Below are 18,725 nucleotides of genomic sequence, written 5' to 3'. Positions count from 1 at the left end.
CCAAAACAGATCGCGCGAACGACACTGATCGTCGAGTGAGTTTGACCTCGATCTGTTTTTGGGGAGAGGGGTCGGGGGTGAGGGGTTCAGCGTCGAACAGTTGCACCTCGATTGACTCGGCAAATCCTGAAGGTTACCGCAATGCATTTCTTGCTGGAGCAATTCATCTCTGCAGAGAGTTTCGTCGTATGATCGTTCACACTCCGATGTGTCACCGACGCCTGGGAATCCCCCTCACCCCCGGCCCCTCTCCCCCGAAAAACGGGCTCGCTGGAGCTCGCCAGTTTTTCGGGGGAGAGGGGAGCCTGAATCAATCAAATGGTCCAGCTAGACAAGCGTCGCTATGCCAAACGAACGCGGTCCGGCGAGATGCTCAATCCGATCCCCAAGCCGTTGACACAGCGTCAACCGAGACTCCCCAACCGCCCAAGCCCTCGTCGAGCGCGACGTGGAAATTGATCGTCTTTGCGCTGCTGACCGTGACGGTTGCGACCGTGGGGTTTTTGTATCGCGATGTGATTTCACTGCAGTCGCTGGCCGAGCGTGAATCGCAATTGCGGACGGTTCAAAGCGAACATCCGCTGGCGGTGTACGCGGTTGCGTTTGGCGTTTACGTCGCCGTGACGGGATTGTCGCTGCCGGGGGCGGCGGCGTTGACGTTGGTTTACGGTTGGTACTTCGGTTTCGGCCGCACGCTCGTGCTGGTCAGTTTCGCGTCGACGGCCGGGGCGACGGTGGCGTTTCTCAGCAGCCGCTATCTGCTTCGCGATGCCGTCGAGTCGCGGTATGGTGAATCGATGCAGACCTTCCAGCGACGATTGGCCGACGAGGGTGCGTTTTACTTGTTCACGCTACGGCTGATCCCGGCCGTTCCATTTTTCGTGATCAATTTGGTGATGGGATTGACGCCGATTCGGGTCTGGACGTTTTGGTGGGTCAGCCAATTGGGGATGTTGCCCGGGACGATGGTCTATGTTTTCGCCGGATCACGCGTCCCCAACCTGACCGTGCTGGCCGAAGAGGGAGTCGGCGCGGTGATCGCACCCGCCCAGTTGCTGCAGTTGACCGTCGCGTTTGCGCTGCTGGGGATTTTTCCGCTGGTGGTGCGAAAGGTCTTGGCGGCCGTCGGGCTTGCTTCGAAGCGAAAAGGGGACGGGGGTCGATAGCCGGCACGGCCCTCCGGGTGCTTCGCACTATCGACCCCCGTCCCCTTTTCCGCCCACCTTCTGGCGAAGGTAGCTACGAAAGGTGGCGACGTTCGTCCGGCGCGAACCCCGGTTTGTTTTTGGGCGTCGGTGTTTTAGCATGCTCACCATGAAATTCACCAAAATGCACGGCGCCGGCAACGACTACGTTTACGTCGATTGCTTTTCGCAACCCGCCCCCGAAAACGCCCCCGAATTGGCGCGTCAAATCGCCCACCGACACTTCGGCGTCGGTGGGGACGGTTTGATCTTGATCCGCCCCAGCGAATCGGCCGACGCGCGGATGCAGATGTTCAACGCCGACGGCAGCGAAAGCGAAATGTGTGGCAACGGAGTCCGCTGCGTGGCGAAGTTCGTGCACGACCACGGCATCGCCAAGCGGGACGCGTTGAAGATTGAAACCGGTGCCGGCGTGCTGGATCTAAAACTCCACCTGGGCGACGACGGCTTGGTCGATCAGGTGACCGTGGACATGGGCATCCCCGAGCTGGTCGGTCCCAAAGTGCCCACCACGATCCCCGGCACGCGTGATGGCGGCCGCGTGGTGACCGCGCCGGTCGAATTCGGCGGTCAGACGCTGGAGGTGACGTGTGTGTCGATGGGCAATCCCCACTGCGTGATCTTCGTCGAACAGGCCAGCGACGACCTGGTTTTGGGGTTGGGACCGAAAATCGAAACCGACCCCCGATTCCCCAATCGCATCAACGTCGAATTTGTCGAAATCCTGTCGCCGACCGAGGTCCGTCAGCGGACCTGGGAACGCGGTTCGGGCGAGACCTGGGCCTGTGGCACCGGGGCTTCGGCGGTCTGCGTCGCGGGCGTGTTGGCCGGCCGGACCGAGCGAAAGATCTTGAACCATCTGCTCGGCGGCGATCTGACGCTGCAGTGGCTGGCCGAAAACGATCACGTGATGATGACCGGGCCGGCAACGGAAGTTTTTTCGGGTGAGTGGCCGGTCCGTTGAATGAGTTCCTTGCGTCCGAATCCGACGGCCGAACGCAGGCGGTTAGCGTCAGCGAGCTGAATCACCAGCTCAAGGCGGTCGTCGAGGGCACGTTTCCGATGATGTGGGTCGCCGGCGAAGTGACCGACGTGGCCAAACCGCGCAGCGGGCACATCTATTTCACGCTCAAGGATGACGACTCCCAGATCCGCGCGGTGATGTGGCGCAACGTTGCTTCGCGGCTGAGATTCGAACTCGAAAACGGCCAGTCCATCCTCTGCTTCGGCGGCCTGGAAATCTACACCGTTCGCGGCACCTACCAGATCGTCGTCCGCAAAGCCCAGCCGCAGGGCGTCGGCGCGCTTCAATTGGCGTTTGACAAACTCAAGGCACGGCTGAACGCCGAGGGTTTGTTTTCGATCGAGCGAAAACAGTCGCTGCCGAAGCACCCGCGACGCGTCGGCGTGATCACCAGCCCCAGCGGCGCGGCCGTTCACGATTTCCTGGTCGCGGCCGATGATCGCATGGTCGGAGCCGAGATCTTTGTCATCCCCGCTCAAGTCCAAGGCACCGGCGCGGCCGAAACGATCGTTCGAGGATTGCAGGCCGCGGCGATGATTCGTCCCCCACTGGACGTCGTGATCGTGGCCCGCGGCGGCGGCAGCCTGGAAGACCTGTGGTGTTTCAATGAAGAAGCGGTGGTCCGTGCGATCGCCCAGTGTCCGATCCCCACCGTGTCGGCGGTCGGGCACGAAGTCGACGTCACGCTCTCGGATTTGGCGGCCGACGTCCGCGCGTTGACGCCGACCGATGCGGCCACCAAAGTGTTTGCCGATCGATCGGGGATGGTTCAACGGGTCGCCGATTTGGACCGGCGGTTGCGGCGGACGATGGACTACGAAATCCAACGGCGAAAGGTTGCCCTGCAGTCACTCGCGGGCCATCCGGCGATGACCAAACCGATGGAAATCGTGCACCTTCGCTCACGATTGGTCGATGAACTCGATCAACGCGCCAAACAGGCGATCGATCGGCGACTGCAACAATCCAAATCGGACGTCGCAACGCTGGCGGCAAGCCTGGCGGCGTTGTCTCCGCTGAACACCCTGGCCAGGGGATACAGCGTGACCCGCGATACCGATGGCAATGCGATCAGCGACGCATCCCAATTGAAGACCGGTCAGCGGGTCACCACACGCCTGGAAAACGGCTCGTTCGAATCGGTCGTCGACAAGATTGATTCGGATTGAGCCCACCGTTTTTGCAGTCGATACAACTCACCAGGGCTTCGTTCGCCCCCGGCTTCGCGGGAGAGTAGGGCTGGGGATGAGGGGGCCGGCATGCTGTGTCGTTTTCGGTGGTCACCCAGCGATCATCACGCGCAGGCTACCCATGGGTTGATCCGAAACGAATTCGTTGCCACTGGTTCGGCACGTCGTTTAGACTGAAGGCAATCTGGAGGATTGCGATGCACGACGAACCCGATGACCGACCGCTCGGCGACGGCTGCCGATCGCCGCTTGAGCAGCACTTGGATCGGCTGGACGTGCTGAAGGTCGGTTTGTGGAACTCGTTCGGAATCGACCTGCGGACCGCAACACGCAGGGTCCAAGATGACGACGGGCAAACGCGATCGGAGCGGTTTCATTATCTGCCGGAACTGATCCCGTTTCTTCACGTCCGCGTGATGACGCTCGAACCGAAACGACGTCGCGCTTATGAATCGATCAAGGAGCGGGCGACCGAGTCATTTTGGAAACTGTACGCCGATTTCCAGCCGATGGTGCATGCGGTCGCCGAATCCACGGGCATCGACGCCGATCGGCTCGACCCGGTCCTGGGGCGGTCGCTGTTGTTGTTTGATGCATCGCGGCGGACGAAGTTTGTGACCTATTTGGAAAAGTCACTTCGGGAGTCGGTCAAGAACCTTCGCGGAGAAGACCACGCGCGGCAACTGGGACTACCGCTGTCGGCCGGCCGATTGGTGCCGCAAATGCAGTGGGTGTTGCAGCGGGCGGCGATGCAGGCCGGGCGGCAATTGTCGGCCGAGGAGTCGGATGCGGCCGTGATCGAGTTTCTGACGCAGCACCGATGTAAATTCAGCAACGATTCGATGCGTCGGATCGCCGAAGTCATGCGACGCGGTCGCGGTGATGTTTCGCTCCAGTCGTGTCGCGAGTGGCTGGAACCTTCGGTCAATCCCGGCTCGGGCGTGTCGGCGGCGGGGAACGATGGTTGGCTGGAGGAGCAGGAGGAACATGACGCCCAACTGCGACAGATCCATGCCGCGATCGACCGGGCGGGCTTCGACGCCGACGATCAATGCATCGTGCTTCATCGACTGGACCTGCCGCATGATCAAGCGAGATACGATCGGGTCGCATCGGAGGTGACAACGGCGTCGCTGCGGAAACGAGGGTCGCGGTTGTTGGTCCGGCTGATGGCGGCCCGCTACGCGCCGCAGGCCCCCCGATTCGGGAGCTTCTTGGATTCCACGTCGTCGCAAGCGAAAGATGATCTGCGTGCGGGGCTTGCGGTGTTGGCGTCGGAAACCGGCACGGAGCCCGCGGCTTTGGCGGCCGAACTACTCAATTGGATGTCGTTGAGTGAGTCGGTTTATCGAGTCTCGATCGCCCAGCGGGGTAGAGCTGCGGAGTACCTTTGTGGCGATTCGTGTGCCACGCTCGCCTCGGGGACCTTTCAAAAACTCAAGGCCGCCCTGATCGAACAGGAGCGGCTCGGGTTTCCTTGTTGGCAAGGAAACGGGGCGTCGCGGCAGCAGAATCAGTCGTTTTGAGTGGAGAACCGCTTGCAAAAGCGAGGCTTTTGATGGCCAAGCGTGGCGGATCGACTAAAATTTGCTCATGGTGCCGCAGCGCCGACTTGTTCCAGCCCCTGTTCAGGGGGTGCCGGTTGCGGTCAACCCAATGCCTGTCAAATCCTCTCTTCCACTTTGAATTGATGAAACGAATCACCCATCTCACGGCGATGGTCTTGCTCGCTTTTGGACTGCAGCACGGAGCATCGGTCGACAGCGCGTCGGAGAATTGTGCCGCGGGGGAACTGATGTCGCCTCGAACGGCCGCCCGATTGGGATTGGAAGAGGTCTGGCGGCGGCAGATGCCGGTTCCCGCCGGAGCCGGGTCGATCGTCGATCAACAGATCATCGTTCACCAGGACGACCCGCGTGAGTACATCGAAGTGGTGACCAAGGCGGCCGAGGGAGAACAGCCGACGGTCTTGTTTCGCATCCCGACCGACCATATCGGACCTGACGGCCAACCGATCGGCAAAGAGGAAGCCGAACGCCTGGCCAAACGCGAAGTGACGATGCGGGCGCGTCGGAACCCGGGGCTGACGGTCACTTCCAGAACCGTGCCGCGCGTCAAGCTTTACACCGCGGCCAACAATGGGACGATTGAATGTCGCGACGCCGAAACCGGAACGCCGGTTTGGATGTCGTACGTCGGCGACGCCGGGTTGAACTTCGGACGGATGGGCATCGACGACGACTTTGTCACGATCACCAACGGCGGCAACCTGATCAAGATCGACGCCACCAACGGCGAACCGATCAACAGCGTGCGAACCACCAGCATGCCGATGTACGGTGCGATTCATGCGGGCGACTTTTCGCTGGTGCCGACGATCCGCAACGGAGTCGAAGGCTACCCATTGGCCGACACGACGCGCGACCCGTTCATGGAAATCGTTTCCGGACTGGCGCTTGAACCGCCGACCAAATCACCGACGTCGGCCAAAGTCGCTTGGGCAACCGATCGCGGATTTGTCTATGTGATGGAACTTTCCGGTGAACCGTCCGTGCTGTTTCGACTGAACACCGACGGCATCGTCAGCGGCCGGATCGCCGCCGCCGACGGTGATCGATTTTTCTTCGGCAGCGAGTCGGGCCAGGTCTACGGCTTGCGTGCAACCCGAACCGGTCGCGTCCTTTGGAGCCACCCCTACGGTGAACCGTTCTACAAGGCCCCGTTCCTGGTCAACGGCATGGTGCTGTTGCCCTCGGCCTATGGCAACCTGTACGCGATCGACGAAAAGACCGGCTTGGGCGTCTGGGATCAACCGATTCCAAACGTCGACGAAATCCTCGGCGGGTTTGATCAGATGCTGTTCGTTCGACTGCTCAGCCAAAGCTTTGCCGCGATCGATTTGGAAACCGGCAGCGTGATCGAAGTCGACAACACACTCAAGCCGGTCAAGTTGCTGGTCAACCGGACCACCGACCGACTGTATCTGGTCAATGCGATCGGAACCGTCCAGTGCCTGCGGGCGATCGGCTCGGAAAACCCCACGATTCGGCGCTCGGTGGATTCGGGAGATCCCGAGGAAGCCGAGGAAGCGGCCGAAAAGCCGGAAGCCGAAGCGCCAAAGGCGGCTCCGAATGATCCGTTTGGTGCCGGCGGCGATCCCTTCGGTGCCGGTGGGGCGGACCCGTTCGGCGCCGGCGGCGCGGATCCCTTCGGCGGCGGTGAGGCGGGCGGCGGCGAAATGGCCGACCCCTTCGGGGCCCCGGACGGCGGCGGAAACGATCCCTTCGGTGGCGATCCGTTCGGGAACTGAGTCTCACCCCAAGTCGCGCAAGCGACACAACCGGAATTCCTGGGAGGGGGATTTCATGTCCGCAGGGGGAGAGCGGTCACCGTGATGCCGCGGCGCAGATAGCGTTCAGAGTCATGTCGTGCGAGCCGGGTCGGGATTCCGATCCGGCTCGTTTTTTCGACACCGATGCCTCGGAACCCCGTTCACGGTGCAGCCATGTCTTTACACCCCTCGTCCTCGACCGACCCCGCATCGCCGATCACTGATTTGGCCGCGATTTCAGCTGCCGGAAACGCCACCGATGCTTCGTTGGCGTCGGAGGTCGACCAGTTGGCTGATGCATTGGCGGCGCGGTTCGAGGAACTGACGCTGATCCACGGGCTGACGCAACGACTGGCGAGCAGTTTGACGCTGACCGAGCAATCGCATCAGGTCGCGCGTTCGCTACTCGACGAATTGGCACCCTGCATCACGTCGGCGATTCTGGCGATCCATCTGTTCCCCAGCGCCGAACACGAACAACGGGCCACGCAGCAATCCGCATTGCTTTCACCGCGTCATTCCGACGAGATTTTCGAGATCGTCGGCCACTCGGTGACCGACAGCGAACTGGTCGCCATTGTTGAAGCCACCCGGGCAAAATCGAAAGAACGCACCGGTGATGCCGGCGGCGTCGCGCTGGTGAACGATTTGCAACTGGCCGGCGGCACGCGTCTGCGATCGGTCGTCGTTCCCATTCACCGGGGCAGCACCTCGCTGGGACAGATGGTCGCGATCCGAACCGCCGACCAGCCCGAATTCGGGACGATCGAAGCCAACATGATGTCGTCGACGTCCACGATGCTGGCCGTCCATCTGCTGAACCAACAACAGTATCAGCAGATGCAAGGGATGTTCGAAAGTATGATTCAGTCGCTGGCGTCGGCATTGGACGCCAAAGATGCCTACACGTGTGGGCACAGCAATCGCGTTGCCGAGCTTTCGTTTCAGCTCGCATCGCGTTTGGGATATGACGATCATGCCCTGGCCAACATCCGGATGGGCGGCATCCTTCACGACATCGGCAAAATCGGAGTCGACGATTCGGTGCTGCGCAAACCCACGCGGCTGACGGACGAAGAATTCGAACAGATCAAACGTCACCCGGTGCTCGGATACGACATCCTGAAAGGGATCGAGCAGTTTCACCCGATCCTGCCGGCGGTCCGCCACCATCATGAATCCTGGGACGGATCGGGTTATCCCGACGGCCTGGCCGGTGACGAGATCCCACGCGACGCCCAGATCGTCGCGGTGGCCGATGCCTTTGACGCGATGAGCAGCGATCGGCCCTACCGCCCCGGGATGAAACTGGAAAAGGTCGTCCAGATCTTTCGCCAAGGCCGCGGCGTCCAGTGGGCCGCCGATGTCGTCGACACGCTGCTCAGTCTACCGAACCTGCAACAGTACTCTTAGTCTGCCGCCCGTGGCGTAGCGGAACTCGCCAAGAGTTTCGCGCGAGCGCGGCGTCACCGCACGGGGGCCGAAAGCCTTGGCGGCTTCCGCTACGGGGGCCGAAAGCCTTGGCGGCTTCCGCTACGGTGGCCGAAAGCCTTGGCGGCTTCCGCTACGGTGGCCGAAAGCCTTGGCGGCTTCCGCTACACTCAACGCATGCATTCCGCTTGCGAGTCTGTTGTGCTCCCGCCCTTTCTTAGAATTGTTTGACGCAAAATGATTCCGGCGGTGTCTTCTTTCCGACAGCCGACTCCATTCCACTTGAACTTCGCCTGCCAGATTGCCCCATGCCGCCAGACGGAAACTCGGCGCCCCGGTTCGAATACGCTGCCCTGGTGCGCAGCTCGGCCCCCGGTTTGACGCTGCTGGCGCGGCAACTGTGCGACACGCCGGAAGACATCGTGCAAGACGCGTTTTTGAAACTGTTTCGCCAAACGCCGTTCCCGGACCATCCGCGTGGTTGGTTGTTCAAGGTCGTTCGTCGCGAGGCACTCAATGCGTCACGCTCACAATCGCGTCGCAAGAAACACGAACAAATCCGCTGCGACCAGCGCGTCAATTGGTTTGTCGACAGTGTTGAAGAGTCAATGGATGGTGAAATGGCGACCCGTGCGTTGATGAGTCAACCCGTGGCGATTCGCGAGATCCTGGTGTTGCGACTGTGGAATGGACTTTCATTCGATGAAATCGGCCAACTCGTCGGCGTTTCACCGCGGACCGCCTCGCGACGTTACCAATCAGGGCTTCACGCCATCCGCTCTCAGCTGAACATCAAACTCGCAGACTTCACCAAGGGATAGTTCGCCATGCAACCTTCCGACCCATTGCCCGATCCGGTCAAAAACACCGACGGCGAAAACGAAAGCACGAGTTTCGAGGATTCGCTGCGGGTGCTCGAGCCCCTGGGGATCGACACGGATCAGCTGGTGTATCAGGCCGGTTTTCAGGACGGATTTCGCCACGGACAGGAGACGCCGAACACAGCCTCGCGATCAAGTCGTTTCAGCGGCGGTTCGGCCTGTGTCGGCGGCGTGCTCGGTGCGTTGGCGGCCAGCCTGGTCATGCTGGTGTTCGTTCAAGAAAGGACCAGTGGGCCACAGCGAACCAGAACCGCCTCGCCCTTCATCACGCCCACAGATGAAAGAAGCGTCGGACCAGCCTCCGACGATCCCTCCGCATCGGAAGCTCGTGACACACCGGTCGCGGCGCCGTCATTGGCGTCAATCGATCCGGCGGAACTGACGCTGCCGTTTGACGGAGTGCTCAGTACCCGTTCGCACTACCGGGTCGGGGAAGAGGCATTGCGATCGGTTTCGACGACCGGCGCGGAGGGCCTCGCACAGCCTCCCTCGTCGGCAAACGATTCGCTTCCGCTCCGCCGCGCGCTCTTCCGTGAAGTTCAGCAACCATCCTAAAGCCCTGCTCGCGATCCGAAAGCCCTGCTCGCGATCCGAAAGCCCTGCTCGCGATCCAAAAAGCCCAGCCCACCATCGCAACGAAGGAGATCCGTATGAAATCAAAGCTTTGTCGCAGGCTACCCGCTTGCATGCTTGCAATGGCCTGTTGGGCGACGTCTGCCCGATCATTTGCGCAGGACGTCGAATCCAAACCGCTTGCCGTCAGCCCCGCGGCGATTGTCGATTCGCCGGTTTCACAATCGTTGCTGCCAACACTCCGGGAACAGATCCCCGGCAATGCGGTGGTCTGGTATGGACAGGTCTATGCCGAGCAGCAAGCGTTGATGGGGCAAAGTGAACTGTGGAGCAGCATTCGTGAGATGATCGAATTGCCCGCCAATGACTTGGCGAAGAGCCATCCCCAGTTCGCATGGCTCGGCAGTTCACCGGTCGACAGCGGCGTGTTCGGATCGCTTCAAAAAGCAGCTCGGTCGCGGCATTGTGACTGGCAATTGCTCTACCCGGGCGAACCGTTCTTTGAAATTTTGCTGCCGGAAGTGCAGCGTTCACGATCGTACGCCCGGTTGATCGCGTTGCGGATCAAGTACCAGATCGCCGAGCAGCGTTTCGGCGATGCCATCGAGTCGTTGCAGTTGGGATTCGCGTTGGCCAAACATGTCGCCCAGGGTGACACTTTGGTTTGCACACTCGTTGCACTCGGCATCGAAGACATGATGGCCGACTGTCTGTTCGATTGGGTCCAGCAACCCGCTGCACCCAATCTTGCCTGGGCGTTGGCGGAACTGCCAGACCCGCTGGTCGATCTACGACCGGGGCTGGATGCCGAAAAGATCGGGTTGGAATCGACGTACCCGCTGTTTGCCCAAGCTCGACGAATCGTCCAACATCGATTCGGCAGCGACGATGCTCCCCGGGACAGCGATGCTCCCCGGGACACTGTTCCATCGTCTCGGGAGTACCTGCAACACTGGGGTGTCGTCGAGTGGTCGATGGAGCAATGGAGCGATGCGCTGCGTGATTTTTGGGATCGGTCGGATCTGTTCGGCGGCCAAAACAATCGCTCTCGCCCCGCTTTGGGACTGCTTGTCCTGGAGGCTTACCCGAAGGCAAAGGCAAACTTGGTACGGGCAGGTTATCCGGCGTCCCAAGTCGAAGCGTTCTCGGTCGCACAAACGATCGCGTTGCAAAGCTATGACGCTCACCAAAGAAGAATTCAAAATTTGGTCCGCTGGGCATACCAGCCGACGGCGGTCGCATTGGCCGGTCTGGAGAATCAACCATCTGGCGACGCGATGGCTGCGCCGGTACTTCCGATCGACGACATGCTGGGCAATTCGATTCAAGAAGCGGTCCGCCGGCAGGCCAGGATTCAACGCAAGATCGCCGTGCTGCGGTTGATCGAAGCGATGCGAGACCACGCCGCGTCCCATGCAGGACAACCGCCGGCATCGATTGATGCGATCGAGGCTCTGCCGATTCCCAGCGATCCCGCGACCGGCACACCCTTTCAATACGACAGTGATGGATCGACCATTCGGATTGCCACCCGTCGTGATCCGTCACCCCAGCTGACATTCCAACCTATCGAACTTGTGATCCAATCCGAAGGAGACCAGTGATGCCCACCACCGACCAGAGCCTAGCTGGATCGCGTCACTTTGACGTTGCGACGCTCGCCAGAACGCGGAAAACGCCGGGGATCCACCTGCTGGCGAAGGTAGCTACGTTCGCACGGCGATCGATCCTATTCACTCTCGCTACAATCGCTTCGCTGGCTGTGATGGCGACTCCCGCCGGCGCCGTTGATCCGACCACGGTGCTGTCGGTCGTCGACGAGAATGCGATCGTTGTTGTCCGCATTGATCCCCAATCGTTCCGACAGTTACCGAATGCCGAAAAGGCTTACCTGCGGTTGGCCGGAAACTCTTTGCCCCAGCATGCTCGCAAGGCGATCGAGCCCCTGTTGCAGTCCGAGCAGGGCGGCGAAGCGTTCCTTCTGCTGAGCGCATCGGAAACCAGCGAAGTACCCTTCACACGCGACCCCATCCTTGTCGTCCCCGCGGCGAGCGATCAACTGCCCACGGCGGATGCTGATCCCGGTCAGACCAAGCGGGTCGGATCCGTGATCATCACTGGTAATTTGGCGAGATTGAACGTTGACCGATTGGGAGAACCGTCCGAGGCTCAGGATGCGTTTCGCGACGCGTTTTCGGCCCTCGGTCCGGCGCCCCTGCAGTTTGCTGTTTACCTGAACAGCGATCGTCGCCGCGCCATCCAGGAGTTCGGGCTTGCCGAATTGGAATCCCTGTTTCCAATCGATTCCAGTCAGCTTGCCGAAGTTGACTGGGTTTCTGGGGCTGCCTATCCCGGCGGCGAGGCGGGATTGGAGTTCGTGTTTCATGTTGCCGATGACGCTGATGCCAAGGTGACACTCGACGCGATTCGCGAAAGCATCCAGAGTCGGCTGCCGGCACCGTTTCAGATCGAAAGCAGCGAACAAGGCGACGACCGCACGTTGCGGATCAAGCTGGGCCCCCAAGCGGGCAGCCGCCAGTTGCAGGCCTGGTCGAGCGAAGCAAAGCGAAAGATCGCGGACTCCCGACTGCGACGGATTGCACTGGGGATCCACAATTATCACTCCGCCTATCGCCGACTCCCCTCGCCGGTGATCGCCGACGACCAGGGGCGGCCCTTGCTCAGTTGGCGAGTGGCGTTGTTGCCGTTCTTGGGAAAGGACGAGTACAGGCTGTACCAAAAGTTTCACCTGGATGAACCCTGGGACAGCCCGCACAACCGTCCGCTCGCCGATCAAATGCCAGACGTGTTTGCCATCGATGCATCCGCGTCCATGGAAAACCGTTCGGACATTGTGATTCCCGCCGGCGAGGGATTGTTTTTTGACGGGGACGAGCCAAAGTTCGGCGACGTCATCGACGGACTTTCCAACACGATCATGGTGTTCGAAACGCCGGCTGAACACGCCGACATCTGGAGCAAACCCGGCAACCCCACACCCACGCCGGCGAACCTGACGGAAGTGCTGGGCGGTCATTTTGGTGACCAGGCGGTGGTCGTCCATGGCGACGGATCGATCCACTGGATCAACCCCAAAGCGATCGGCAAATCACTGTGGGGACGATTCACCCGACACGGCAAGGAGTCGTTCGACTGAGAGAGTTGTAGCGGAACTCGCCAAGCGTTTCGCTGCCGGCGCGGCAACGCCTCCCCGGGGGGCCGAAAGCCTTGGCGGCTTCCGCTACGACACGAACCCGGACCTGGAGCAGCGGCGGACTCCCAGACGCGAAACGCAAGCGAGTGGATTTGCCTGGCCCCTTGCTTGCGCCGCGGGTTAGTCATTCACCAGGCCGTTCGGCGAGACGGCAAACGGTTGATCGTCACCCTGGACGATCAGCCACGTTTGATTCTCACCGACTTGATACACGTCTTCGGTTCCGTTCGGCCAGCGGACCGAAACGCGGATCGGGTCGCCGCGACGGTGGTCCGGGCCGAGTCCGAAATGGGTGACACGTTCGTTCGCACAATAAAACCCGTCGCCGGCGACCACGGGGGCGAAACGTGTCAGGTGGTCGGTTCGGATGCTGATCGATGCACCGATGGCATCCCGCGCGACATTCGCACCGACCAAATGAATCCGGACCCAAGGGTGCTCCGTCGGGGTCCGGTTCATCAACACCGCAAACGGTTCTCGCTGGTGCGTGATCGCCAAGTCCATGCGTCCGTCGCGATCGGCATCCAAGGCCCACAGCGCGCGGCCGACATGATCGTCGGCAACGTAGCCGTCGGACGCATCGAATTCGAATGCTTCAAGGCGAGCATGTGACACACGGTGAAGCACCTGCATCGGTTGCGCGTAGCTCGATGGAGGTTCCGCGTCTTGGTAAACGTGCCCGTTGGTGATGGCCAGTTCAAGGTTTGCGTCGTTGTCAAAGTCGACGGCTTGGGTGCCGAAGCCGAGCTGGGAAAAACTCACGTGCCGTAATCCGCGGGACACGGTTCGATCGGCCCAAATCCCGCGTTCGGTTTGTTCGTAGAATGTGTTGTGTTCCTGTTCAAAGTTCGTCACAAAAAAATCAACATCGCCGTCGGTGTCCAGGTCCGCGGTGGCGATCCCCATGCAAGCCTGGGGACGAAACCGGGCATCGACCGCCAGCCCACGCAAGGTGGCTGATTCGTCCAGGTCCCCTTGATCGTTGAAGGTCCAATAGTGGTTGTCGGTCATGTCGTTGGCGACCAGCACGTCGATTCCGCCGGTCGCATCCAGATCACCGATGACCAGCCCCAACCCACGCCCGGGTTGCGTCGGCGTTGCCGCCCATCGGTCCGTGACGTCCTCGAATCCTCCTTCCGGGCGTCCGCGAAAGAACCGATCGCGATCGGCGGCAAATTTGGTCGGCAGACAGGGGCTGACCGAACCGTCCTCTTTTCGACAGGCGACGGTGGCGGGTTCCATTCCGGCGCAGTACTTCAAACAAACAAAGTCCGAGATGCCATCGCCGTCCAAGTCGGCGATCGCCCCACTGGTCGACCACGGCGATTGACGGTCGCCGATCAACCAGTCGTCGCGGGGCGTGAACGTGCCGTCGGCGTTGTTGATGAAGATCCGATCGGGACCGTAGTTGAGCACGACCAGGTCGGGGAATCCGTCTTCATTGACGTCGCCGAACGTGACCCCCTGGGCGAACCCGGTGTCGTCGGTGTCCGTCACGGCAGTCACGTTCGAAAAACGACCACCCAGATTTCGAAACATCGAATTGTTTGCCGAATCCGATTCGCCCGGCGTGCCGCCCGCGGCGGCGACATACAGATCGGGCCAACCGTCGAGGTCGTAATCGATCGCGCAGCCGCCCGATTCCATCTGAGCATACAAGGGCACGCCGTCGGACGTGCGAGAATGTCGGCGGGCGTCGCGGCCGGTGGCCAAGCCCAATCGGTCGGTCTCGTTCCGCAGGACGGGTTTGACCGACGGACGGATCGATGCATCGGTGGATGTTGATTTCGAACGCGCGATCAGGTCGGTGTCGGGCATCGGATAGTCGCTCAGATCCAACGTTGCCAGCAGCGGATGCAACTCCAGTCGCCAAGGGGTGTCGGCGGTGAGCTGCCGGACGATCGATTGACGCACCTTTCGCACCGTCGCGATGTCGTCATCGGGAACGGTCATGGCGTAGGCCGTCCAAGCCTCGGCTTCCCACAGCCGTCCCAGCTGGACCAGCGTTCGCGACATTTGGGCCATGATCGCCCCCGAACGATTGCCGAGTTTGTACAACCGTTCCTTCTCCTGGCTGAACCGACTGAGTAATTCGGCACGTTGATTGATCGCCGCGATGGTGGCCACGTCGACCGATGCGTCCTCGCGCCGCAATCGCTCCAGAGTCCGCGCGAGTTTCGCCAGCACTTCACCGACATCGGGATTTTTTCGAACCGATTCCAGATAGGACCTGGCCGCCTGTTGGTCGTTGCCTCTTTGTCGTGCGACGTCACCGAGCAGGGCCCAATACTGCCATCGCTCTTTCGTTTCTTCGGTGACGCAATCGATCCACTGGGCGATCCGATCGAACTGATGGGAATAGACGAGATACTGTCCGAGCAGAATTTGGGCAGGCGGGTAGCCGGGACTGTGCCGCAGGATTTCAGAGATCGTCGCTTCGACTCCGTCCCACTGTCCCCGGTCGACCTTGGAGCGAACTTCGGCGATCTGCAATCTCGGATCGTCGGGGTTGCGTTTCTGCAACTCCGCCATCGAGTTGGTTTCCATGTTGCGTTGTTCGAACGTGGCGATTGAGAACAGCAACACGCGATCAAACTGACGCTGGCGAACCAGGATCCTGCCGTGGGGCGCCGCACGATGATGATCTTCCGCGTTGACCAAGAAATCGAACAACAGCCGCCGCGTTTCGTGCCGCTCGGGATAGGCGGCGACGACTTGGTCGAGCAGGTCGATCAGTTCGAACAACCGGCCGGTCCCCACGTGCGCCAGCACCGCGTTTTGGACCAGCGGTTCGTCGGTGAATCCGTCCGCGACGGCGGCTTCGGCGACCAACGCGGCCGCGTCGGAGGGACGCCCGCCGGCAAACGCAACATCGGCAGCCAGACGGAGCATTGCGACGTCGTCGGGGTAGCGCAGCAATGCGGCGCGGATCAGTTTTTCTGCCGCGGCAAGATCACCGCGGGCCATGGCTTGTCCGGCGCGAGCGATCGTCGCCTCGCGAGATTCTTCGTGGACTGATGCCGCAGGTAATTCTGCATCTCGGTCGGACGCAGAATCACCCGGATGACCACAGCCCGCTAGCAGAAGCAATGTGATCGAGAGAGTGAAAAGGCCTGGTTTGATGTCGAATCTCGATTTCATGACAGGCACCTTTCGGTCGTCTCGTCAGATCGCTCAGTAGCCTTTGATTCCTTCCTTGGCGGCCGCTTCCATGCCTTCCTTCATTTGGGCCTGTTCTTCCTGCAACATTCGATTGTATTCATCGACGTCGGATTGCTGGGCGTTTTCGACAACGCTTGAAGGGCCGTCATCTCCGCATCCAATCAGCATGAAACATGACGCGGCGAGCATCAGAGAGAAAAAGAGTTTTGACATGAGTTGTGGTGTGAGGTTTTAAGAGTGGAGAATGGATCGCAGCGAGGCCGCAAAATCGATCGCAGATCCGATCTGAAGAAGACGACTGCCGCCCGGCGTGCGGGCGGCAGTCGAATGCGAAGTCGTTACTGATTCAGCTGTTCTTCGATCGTCTCGTAGGCCGCTCGGGTGCCGAGTGCTCCCCAGAGACCGTAGGGACTTTTCGCACCCGGTGTGCGATAGGCATTGATCCCCAGCGCGTTCTGGTCACCCGACTCCACCGAATCGGTCATGAAGATCACCGCACCGTCGGCCATCAGGACGTGAGCACCTCCCTGGTGACGGCTCGACGCGGTGTACCATCCCGAATTGCCCGAGTTTTGTTCGGTGCAGATCGCATGGTTCGGAGGCGACGCGGTGAAGAAGCCGGACGAGTTGGGGATGTGCTCGGCCCAGCGGAAGCCGCGGCCACTGGTCGCCCCGACGGTTGCGGTGGTCGGCGCCCAGAAACGGGGACGATCCGGATCGATCAAAGCATCGCAATCGGTCGGCGGGAAGTTGCGGATAAAGGACCAACCGCGGTTGGTCGCGATCGTCCGCGTGTCTTTGTCGCCCAGGTCGGTCGCGATTTCACCGGCCGCGATTGTGTTGGACAGACCGTCCAGGATGTCACGGAATTTGGTGGACTTGTGGGTGATGAAGACACCACGCGCGGCCCCCGTGATTTCGATCGAAAGCGTTTGATTGGGCTGGCCCAGCGGTGCAGTGCCATTGCCCCACGCGCCCTGATGGGCCCGTTCGGCCGAATCGCCCAGGCAAGCGGCATAGTTCGTTCGCCCCAACGCCGGCAATCCCAGCCCCGGGTCGCTGGGGCATCGAAGCGTCGGGATTTCGCTCGCCCAAGGGGTGTACAGGATCTCGTCCGGGGTGGGGCCCATCGGAGAGAAACCCGCACCGTTACGAGTTGCTTGTGCGCCGCCGTTGCCGCTGGCATTGGGGGGCGTATTGCCCAGCGAATCCCGGTTCAAGGGATTGGAGATGTCATTCCAAATCCCTTGCTGTTCCATGAACGGCGTCAGTCCGACCAAGTAGCTCAAACGTCCGTTGTTTGAAATCTCCGAGGGACGCCAGATGTGCTGGGTGATGTTGTCGGTGGTACCACCGCCATGCATCGGCAGACTTTTGTAAGCAGCGTGATAGTTGTGCATCGCAATTCCGATCTGCTTGAAATTGTTGCTGCAACTCATTCGGCGAGCCGCTTCACGGGCCGCTTGAACGGCGGGCAGCAGCAATCCGACCAGGATGCCGATGATGGCGATCACCACCAGCAATTCGACGAGCGTGAACCCCTTGCGGGAGCGTGTCCGCGACATTGTGAAAAACCTCTAAAACGAGCGGGAATGAGATGGTGTGGCTGAGCGTCACACCGCTACAATTGACAACGTGAAGAAACGATGTGTGTCGCAGTACAGTGCGATGAAACGCTCAGGAGCGAGTAGAAGGTTCTAATATTGTCCCTTGTCAAATTCTTCACATAGCCAAGTTCAACCGGGGATAGCTTTTGTTAACCTGTTTTTTGGCTTATTATTTGGGTGATTCGGTCGCCTTTTGTGAACCGTTGGAGTCTCGGTATGGCGAGCGATCCCGATTTCATCTCGCGTCAAACGAGGGAATCGAAGCGTTTTTACCTGAATCTGAATCCTCCACCGGAGGAGCGTTTGTCGGTCGTTTGCGGCGGCGTGGAACGGATGCTGCCGGACTACATTGTCGAACGATCCGGGTTTCCTTACTTCGGGATCGAATTGGTCACCGAAGGCCATGGTTGGTTGGTTTTGGAAGGCAAGCGTTTTCGTCTTTCCCGCGGCGTCGCGTTCGCTTATGGCCCCGGCATCCAGCATCGCATCGAGAATGCGCCGCCTGGCGCGATGCGCAAGTACTACCTGGACATCGCGGGGTCGGAGGCACAGTCGCTGGTCACCGCGGCCGGCTTGCTGAGCGGCAAGCCCGTGATCACCGCTCGCGTCGGAGAGTTGACCGAACTGTGGGACAAGATCGATCGCGAAGCCGGTGAGAATACAAGCTTCTCGGCGGACATCTGTCAGCTGATCACCCGCATTCTGCTTTTAAAGATTCGCCAGCGACGGATCACCACCGGCGAGAAGTCGATCCCAAAATCGTTCCAGACCTACGAGCACGTCCGCGCGTTTATTGAAAAACACTACTTGGATCTATCCACCATCGAAGAGGTCGCCCAAGCCTGTGAGGTCACCCCGATCTATGTGTCGCGTTTGTTCAAGAAACACGCTTCGATCGGCGCGTATCAATTCTTGATTCGGTTGCGGATGCACCACGCCGCGGAGCTGCTGTTGCACGAACAGATGAAGGTCAAAGACGTCGCCGAAGTGATGGGATTTGCCGACCCGTTTCAATTCTCCAGGGCATTCAAACGTGTGTATGGCGTCGCCCCGTCCAAGCTGGTCAGCCGGCACGAAAGCTCATCGTTGCCGGAAACGCGTTGATAC

The 18,725-nt window shown here is 60.5% G+C and carries 14 protein-coding genes; 11 read left to right on the top strand and 3 right to left on the bottom strand.

The window, feature by feature from the left end; genetic code table 11:
• Window positions 1-455 precede the first annotated feature (455 nt).
• The 10 genes from H1B37_RS13195 to H1B37_RS13150 all read left to right on the top strand — a co-directional run bounded on the left by H1B37_RS13195 (window position 456) and on the right by H1B37_RS13150 (window position 12,792).
• The gene (locus tag H1B37_RS13195) at window positions 456-1,166 is read left to right on the top strand and encodes a TVP38/TMEM64 family protein (protein ID WP_286177703.1); all 711 of its coding nucleotides are present in this window, start codon (window positions 456-458) and stop codon (window positions 1,164-1,166) included.
• A 148-nt stretch (window positions 1,167-1,314) separates the two neighbouring features.
• Window positions 1,315-2,169, top strand: a complete 855-nt coding sequence (gene dapF / locus H1B37_RS13190; RefSeq protein ID WP_182867120.1) for a diaminopimelate epimerase — start codon at window positions 1,315-1,317, stop codon at window positions 2,167-2,169.
• Entirely contained in the window at window positions 2,166-3,398 is a 1,233-nt protein-coding gene (xseA, locus tag H1B37_RS13185; protein WP_182867119.1) for an exodeoxyribonuclease VII large subunit, read from the top strand. Before dapF ends, xseA begins: the two co-directional genes overlap by 4 nt.
• A 218-nt stretch (window positions 3,399-3,616) precedes the next feature.
• Window positions 3,617-4,945 carry a hypothetical protein gene (locus H1B37_RS13180; protein ID WP_182867118.1) on the top strand — a complete coding sequence of 443 codons (1,329 nt, stop codon included), beginning with the start codon at window positions 3,617-3,619 and terminating at the stop codon, window positions 4,943-4,945.
• A gap of 164 nt (window positions 4,946-5,109) precedes the next feature.
• Complete coding sequence (locus H1B37_RS13175) at window positions 5,110-6,729, top strand: outer membrane protein assembly factor BamB family protein (RefSeq protein ID WP_182867117.1); 1,620 nt, start codon at window positions 5,110-5,112, stop codon at window positions 6,727-6,729.
• A 195-nt stretch (window positions 6,730-6,924) separates the two neighbouring features.
• Window positions 6,925-8,163: an HD-GYP domain-containing protein gene (locus H1B37_RS13170; RefSeq protein WP_182867116.1), complete on the top strand. Its 1,239-nt coding sequence runs from the start codon at window positions 6,925-6,927 to the stop codon at window positions 8,161-8,163.
• 326 nt (window positions 8,164-8,489) lie between these two features.
• Complete coding sequence (locus tag H1B37_RS13165; RefSeq protein ID WP_182867115.1) at window positions 8,490-9,002, top strand: RNA polymerase sigma factor; 513 nt, start codon at window positions 8,490-8,492, stop codon at window positions 9,000-9,002.
• Window positions 9,003-9,008: 6 nt separating this feature from the next.
• Window positions 9,009-9,617 carry a hypothetical protein gene (locus H1B37_RS13160; protein ID WP_182867114.1) on the top strand — a complete coding sequence of 203 codons (609 nt, stop codon included), beginning with the start codon at window positions 9,009-9,011 and terminating at the stop codon, window positions 9,615-9,617.
• A gap of 95 nt (window positions 9,618-9,712) precedes the next feature.
• Window positions 9,713-11,239, top strand: a complete 1,527-nt coding sequence (locus H1B37_RS13155; protein ID WP_182867113.1) for a hypothetical protein — start codon at window positions 9,713-9,715, stop codon at window positions 11,237-11,239.
• Window positions 11,239-12,792 carry a DUF1559 family PulG-like putative transporter gene (locus H1B37_RS13150; RefSeq protein WP_182867112.1) on the top strand — a complete coding sequence of 518 codons (1,554 nt, stop codon included), beginning with the start codon at window positions 11,239-11,241 and terminating at the stop codon, window positions 12,790-12,792. The genes H1B37_RS13155 and H1B37_RS13150 overlap by 1 nt, the downstream gene beginning before the upstream one ends.
• A gap of 177 nt (window positions 12,793-12,969) precedes the next feature.
• Here H1B37_RS13150 and H1B37_RS13145 read toward each other — a convergent pair whose 3' ends face one another.
• From H1B37_RS13145 to H1B37_RS13135, 3 genes are all read right to left on the bottom strand, one after another.
• A complete protein-coding gene (locus tag H1B37_RS13145; protein ID WP_220498186.1) occupies window positions 12,970-15,816 on the bottom strand; it encodes a CRTAC1 family protein in 2,847 nt (948 codons plus the stop codon).
• A 207-nt stretch (window positions 15,817-16,023) separates the two neighbouring features.
• Window positions 16,024-16,224, bottom strand: a complete 201-nt coding sequence (locus tag H1B37_RS13140; protein ID WP_182867110.1) for a hypothetical protein — start codon at window positions 16,222-16,224, stop codon at window positions 16,024-16,026.
• Between the two features lie 125 nt (window positions 16,225-16,349).
• The gene (locus tag H1B37_RS13135) at window positions 16,350-17,576 is read right to left on the bottom strand and encodes a DUF1559 domain-containing protein (protein ID WP_182867109.1); all 1,227 of its coding nucleotides are present in this window, start codon (window positions 17,574-17,576) and stop codon (window positions 16,350-16,352) included.
• Window positions 17,577-17,834: 258 nt separating this feature from the next.
• Between H1B37_RS13135 and H1B37_RS13130 the strand changes: the two genes are divergently transcribed.
• Window positions 17,835-18,722, top strand: coding sequence for an AraC family transcriptional regulator (locus H1B37_RS13130; protein WP_182867108.1), 888 nt, complete (start codon window positions 17,835-17,837; stop codon window positions 18,720-18,722).
• Window positions 18,723-18,725 lie beyond the last annotated feature (3 nt).

This window comes from Stieleria mannarensis (assembly GCF_014154935.1).
GTDB lineage: Bacteria > Planctomycetota > Planctomycetia > Pirellulales > Pirellulaceae > Stieleria > Stieleria mannarensis.
This window is presented reverse-complemented; position numbering and strand designations above follow the sequence as displayed.

Coding starts and splice junctions, on each gene's coding strand:
- H1B37_RS13180 (WP_182867118.1), top strand. CDS start 3,617: ATGCACGACGAACCCGATGACCGACCGCTCGGCGACGGCTGCCGATCG.
- H1B37_RS13160 (WP_182867114.1), top strand. CDS start 9,009: ATGCAACCTTCCGACCCATTGCCCGATCCGGTCAAAAACACCGACGGC.
- H1B37_RS13140 (WP_182867110.1), bottom strand. CDS start 16,224: ATGTCAAAACTCTTTTTCTCTCTGATGCTCGCCGCGTCATGTTTCATG.
- H1B37_RS13145 (WP_220498186.1), bottom strand. CDS start 15,816: ATGGCCCGCGGTGATCTTGCCGCGGCAGAAAAACTGATCCGCGCCGCA.
- H1B37_RS13170 (WP_182867116.1), top strand. CDS start 6,925: ATGTCTTTACACCCCTCGTCCTCGACCGACCCCGCATCGCCGATCACT.
- H1B37_RS13130 (WP_182867108.1), top strand. CDS start 17,835: ATGGCGAGCGATCCCGATTTCATCTCGCGTCAAACGAGGGAATCGAAG.
- H1B37_RS13165 (WP_182867115.1), top strand. CDS start 8,490: ATGCCGCCAGACGGAAACTCGGCGCCCCGGTTCGAATACGCTGCCCTG.
- H1B37_RS13155 (WP_182867113.1), top strand. CDS start 9,713: ATGAAATCAAAGCTTTGTCGCAGGCTACCCGCTTGCATGCTTGCAATG.
- H1B37_RS13135 (WP_182867109.1), bottom strand. CDS start 17,576: ATGTCGCGGACACGCTCCCGCAAGGGGTTCACGCTCGTCGAATTGCTG.
- dapF (WP_182867120.1), top strand. CDS start 1,315: ATGAAATTCACCAAAATGCACGGCGCCGGCAACGACTACGTTTACGTC.
- H1B37_RS13175 (WP_182867117.1), top strand. CDS start 5,110: ATGAAACGAATCACCCATCTCACGGCGATGGTCTTGCTCGCTTTTGGA.
- H1B37_RS13150 (WP_182867112.1), top strand. CDS start 11,239: ATGCCCACCACCGACCAGAGCCTAGCTGGATCGCGTCACTTTGACGTT.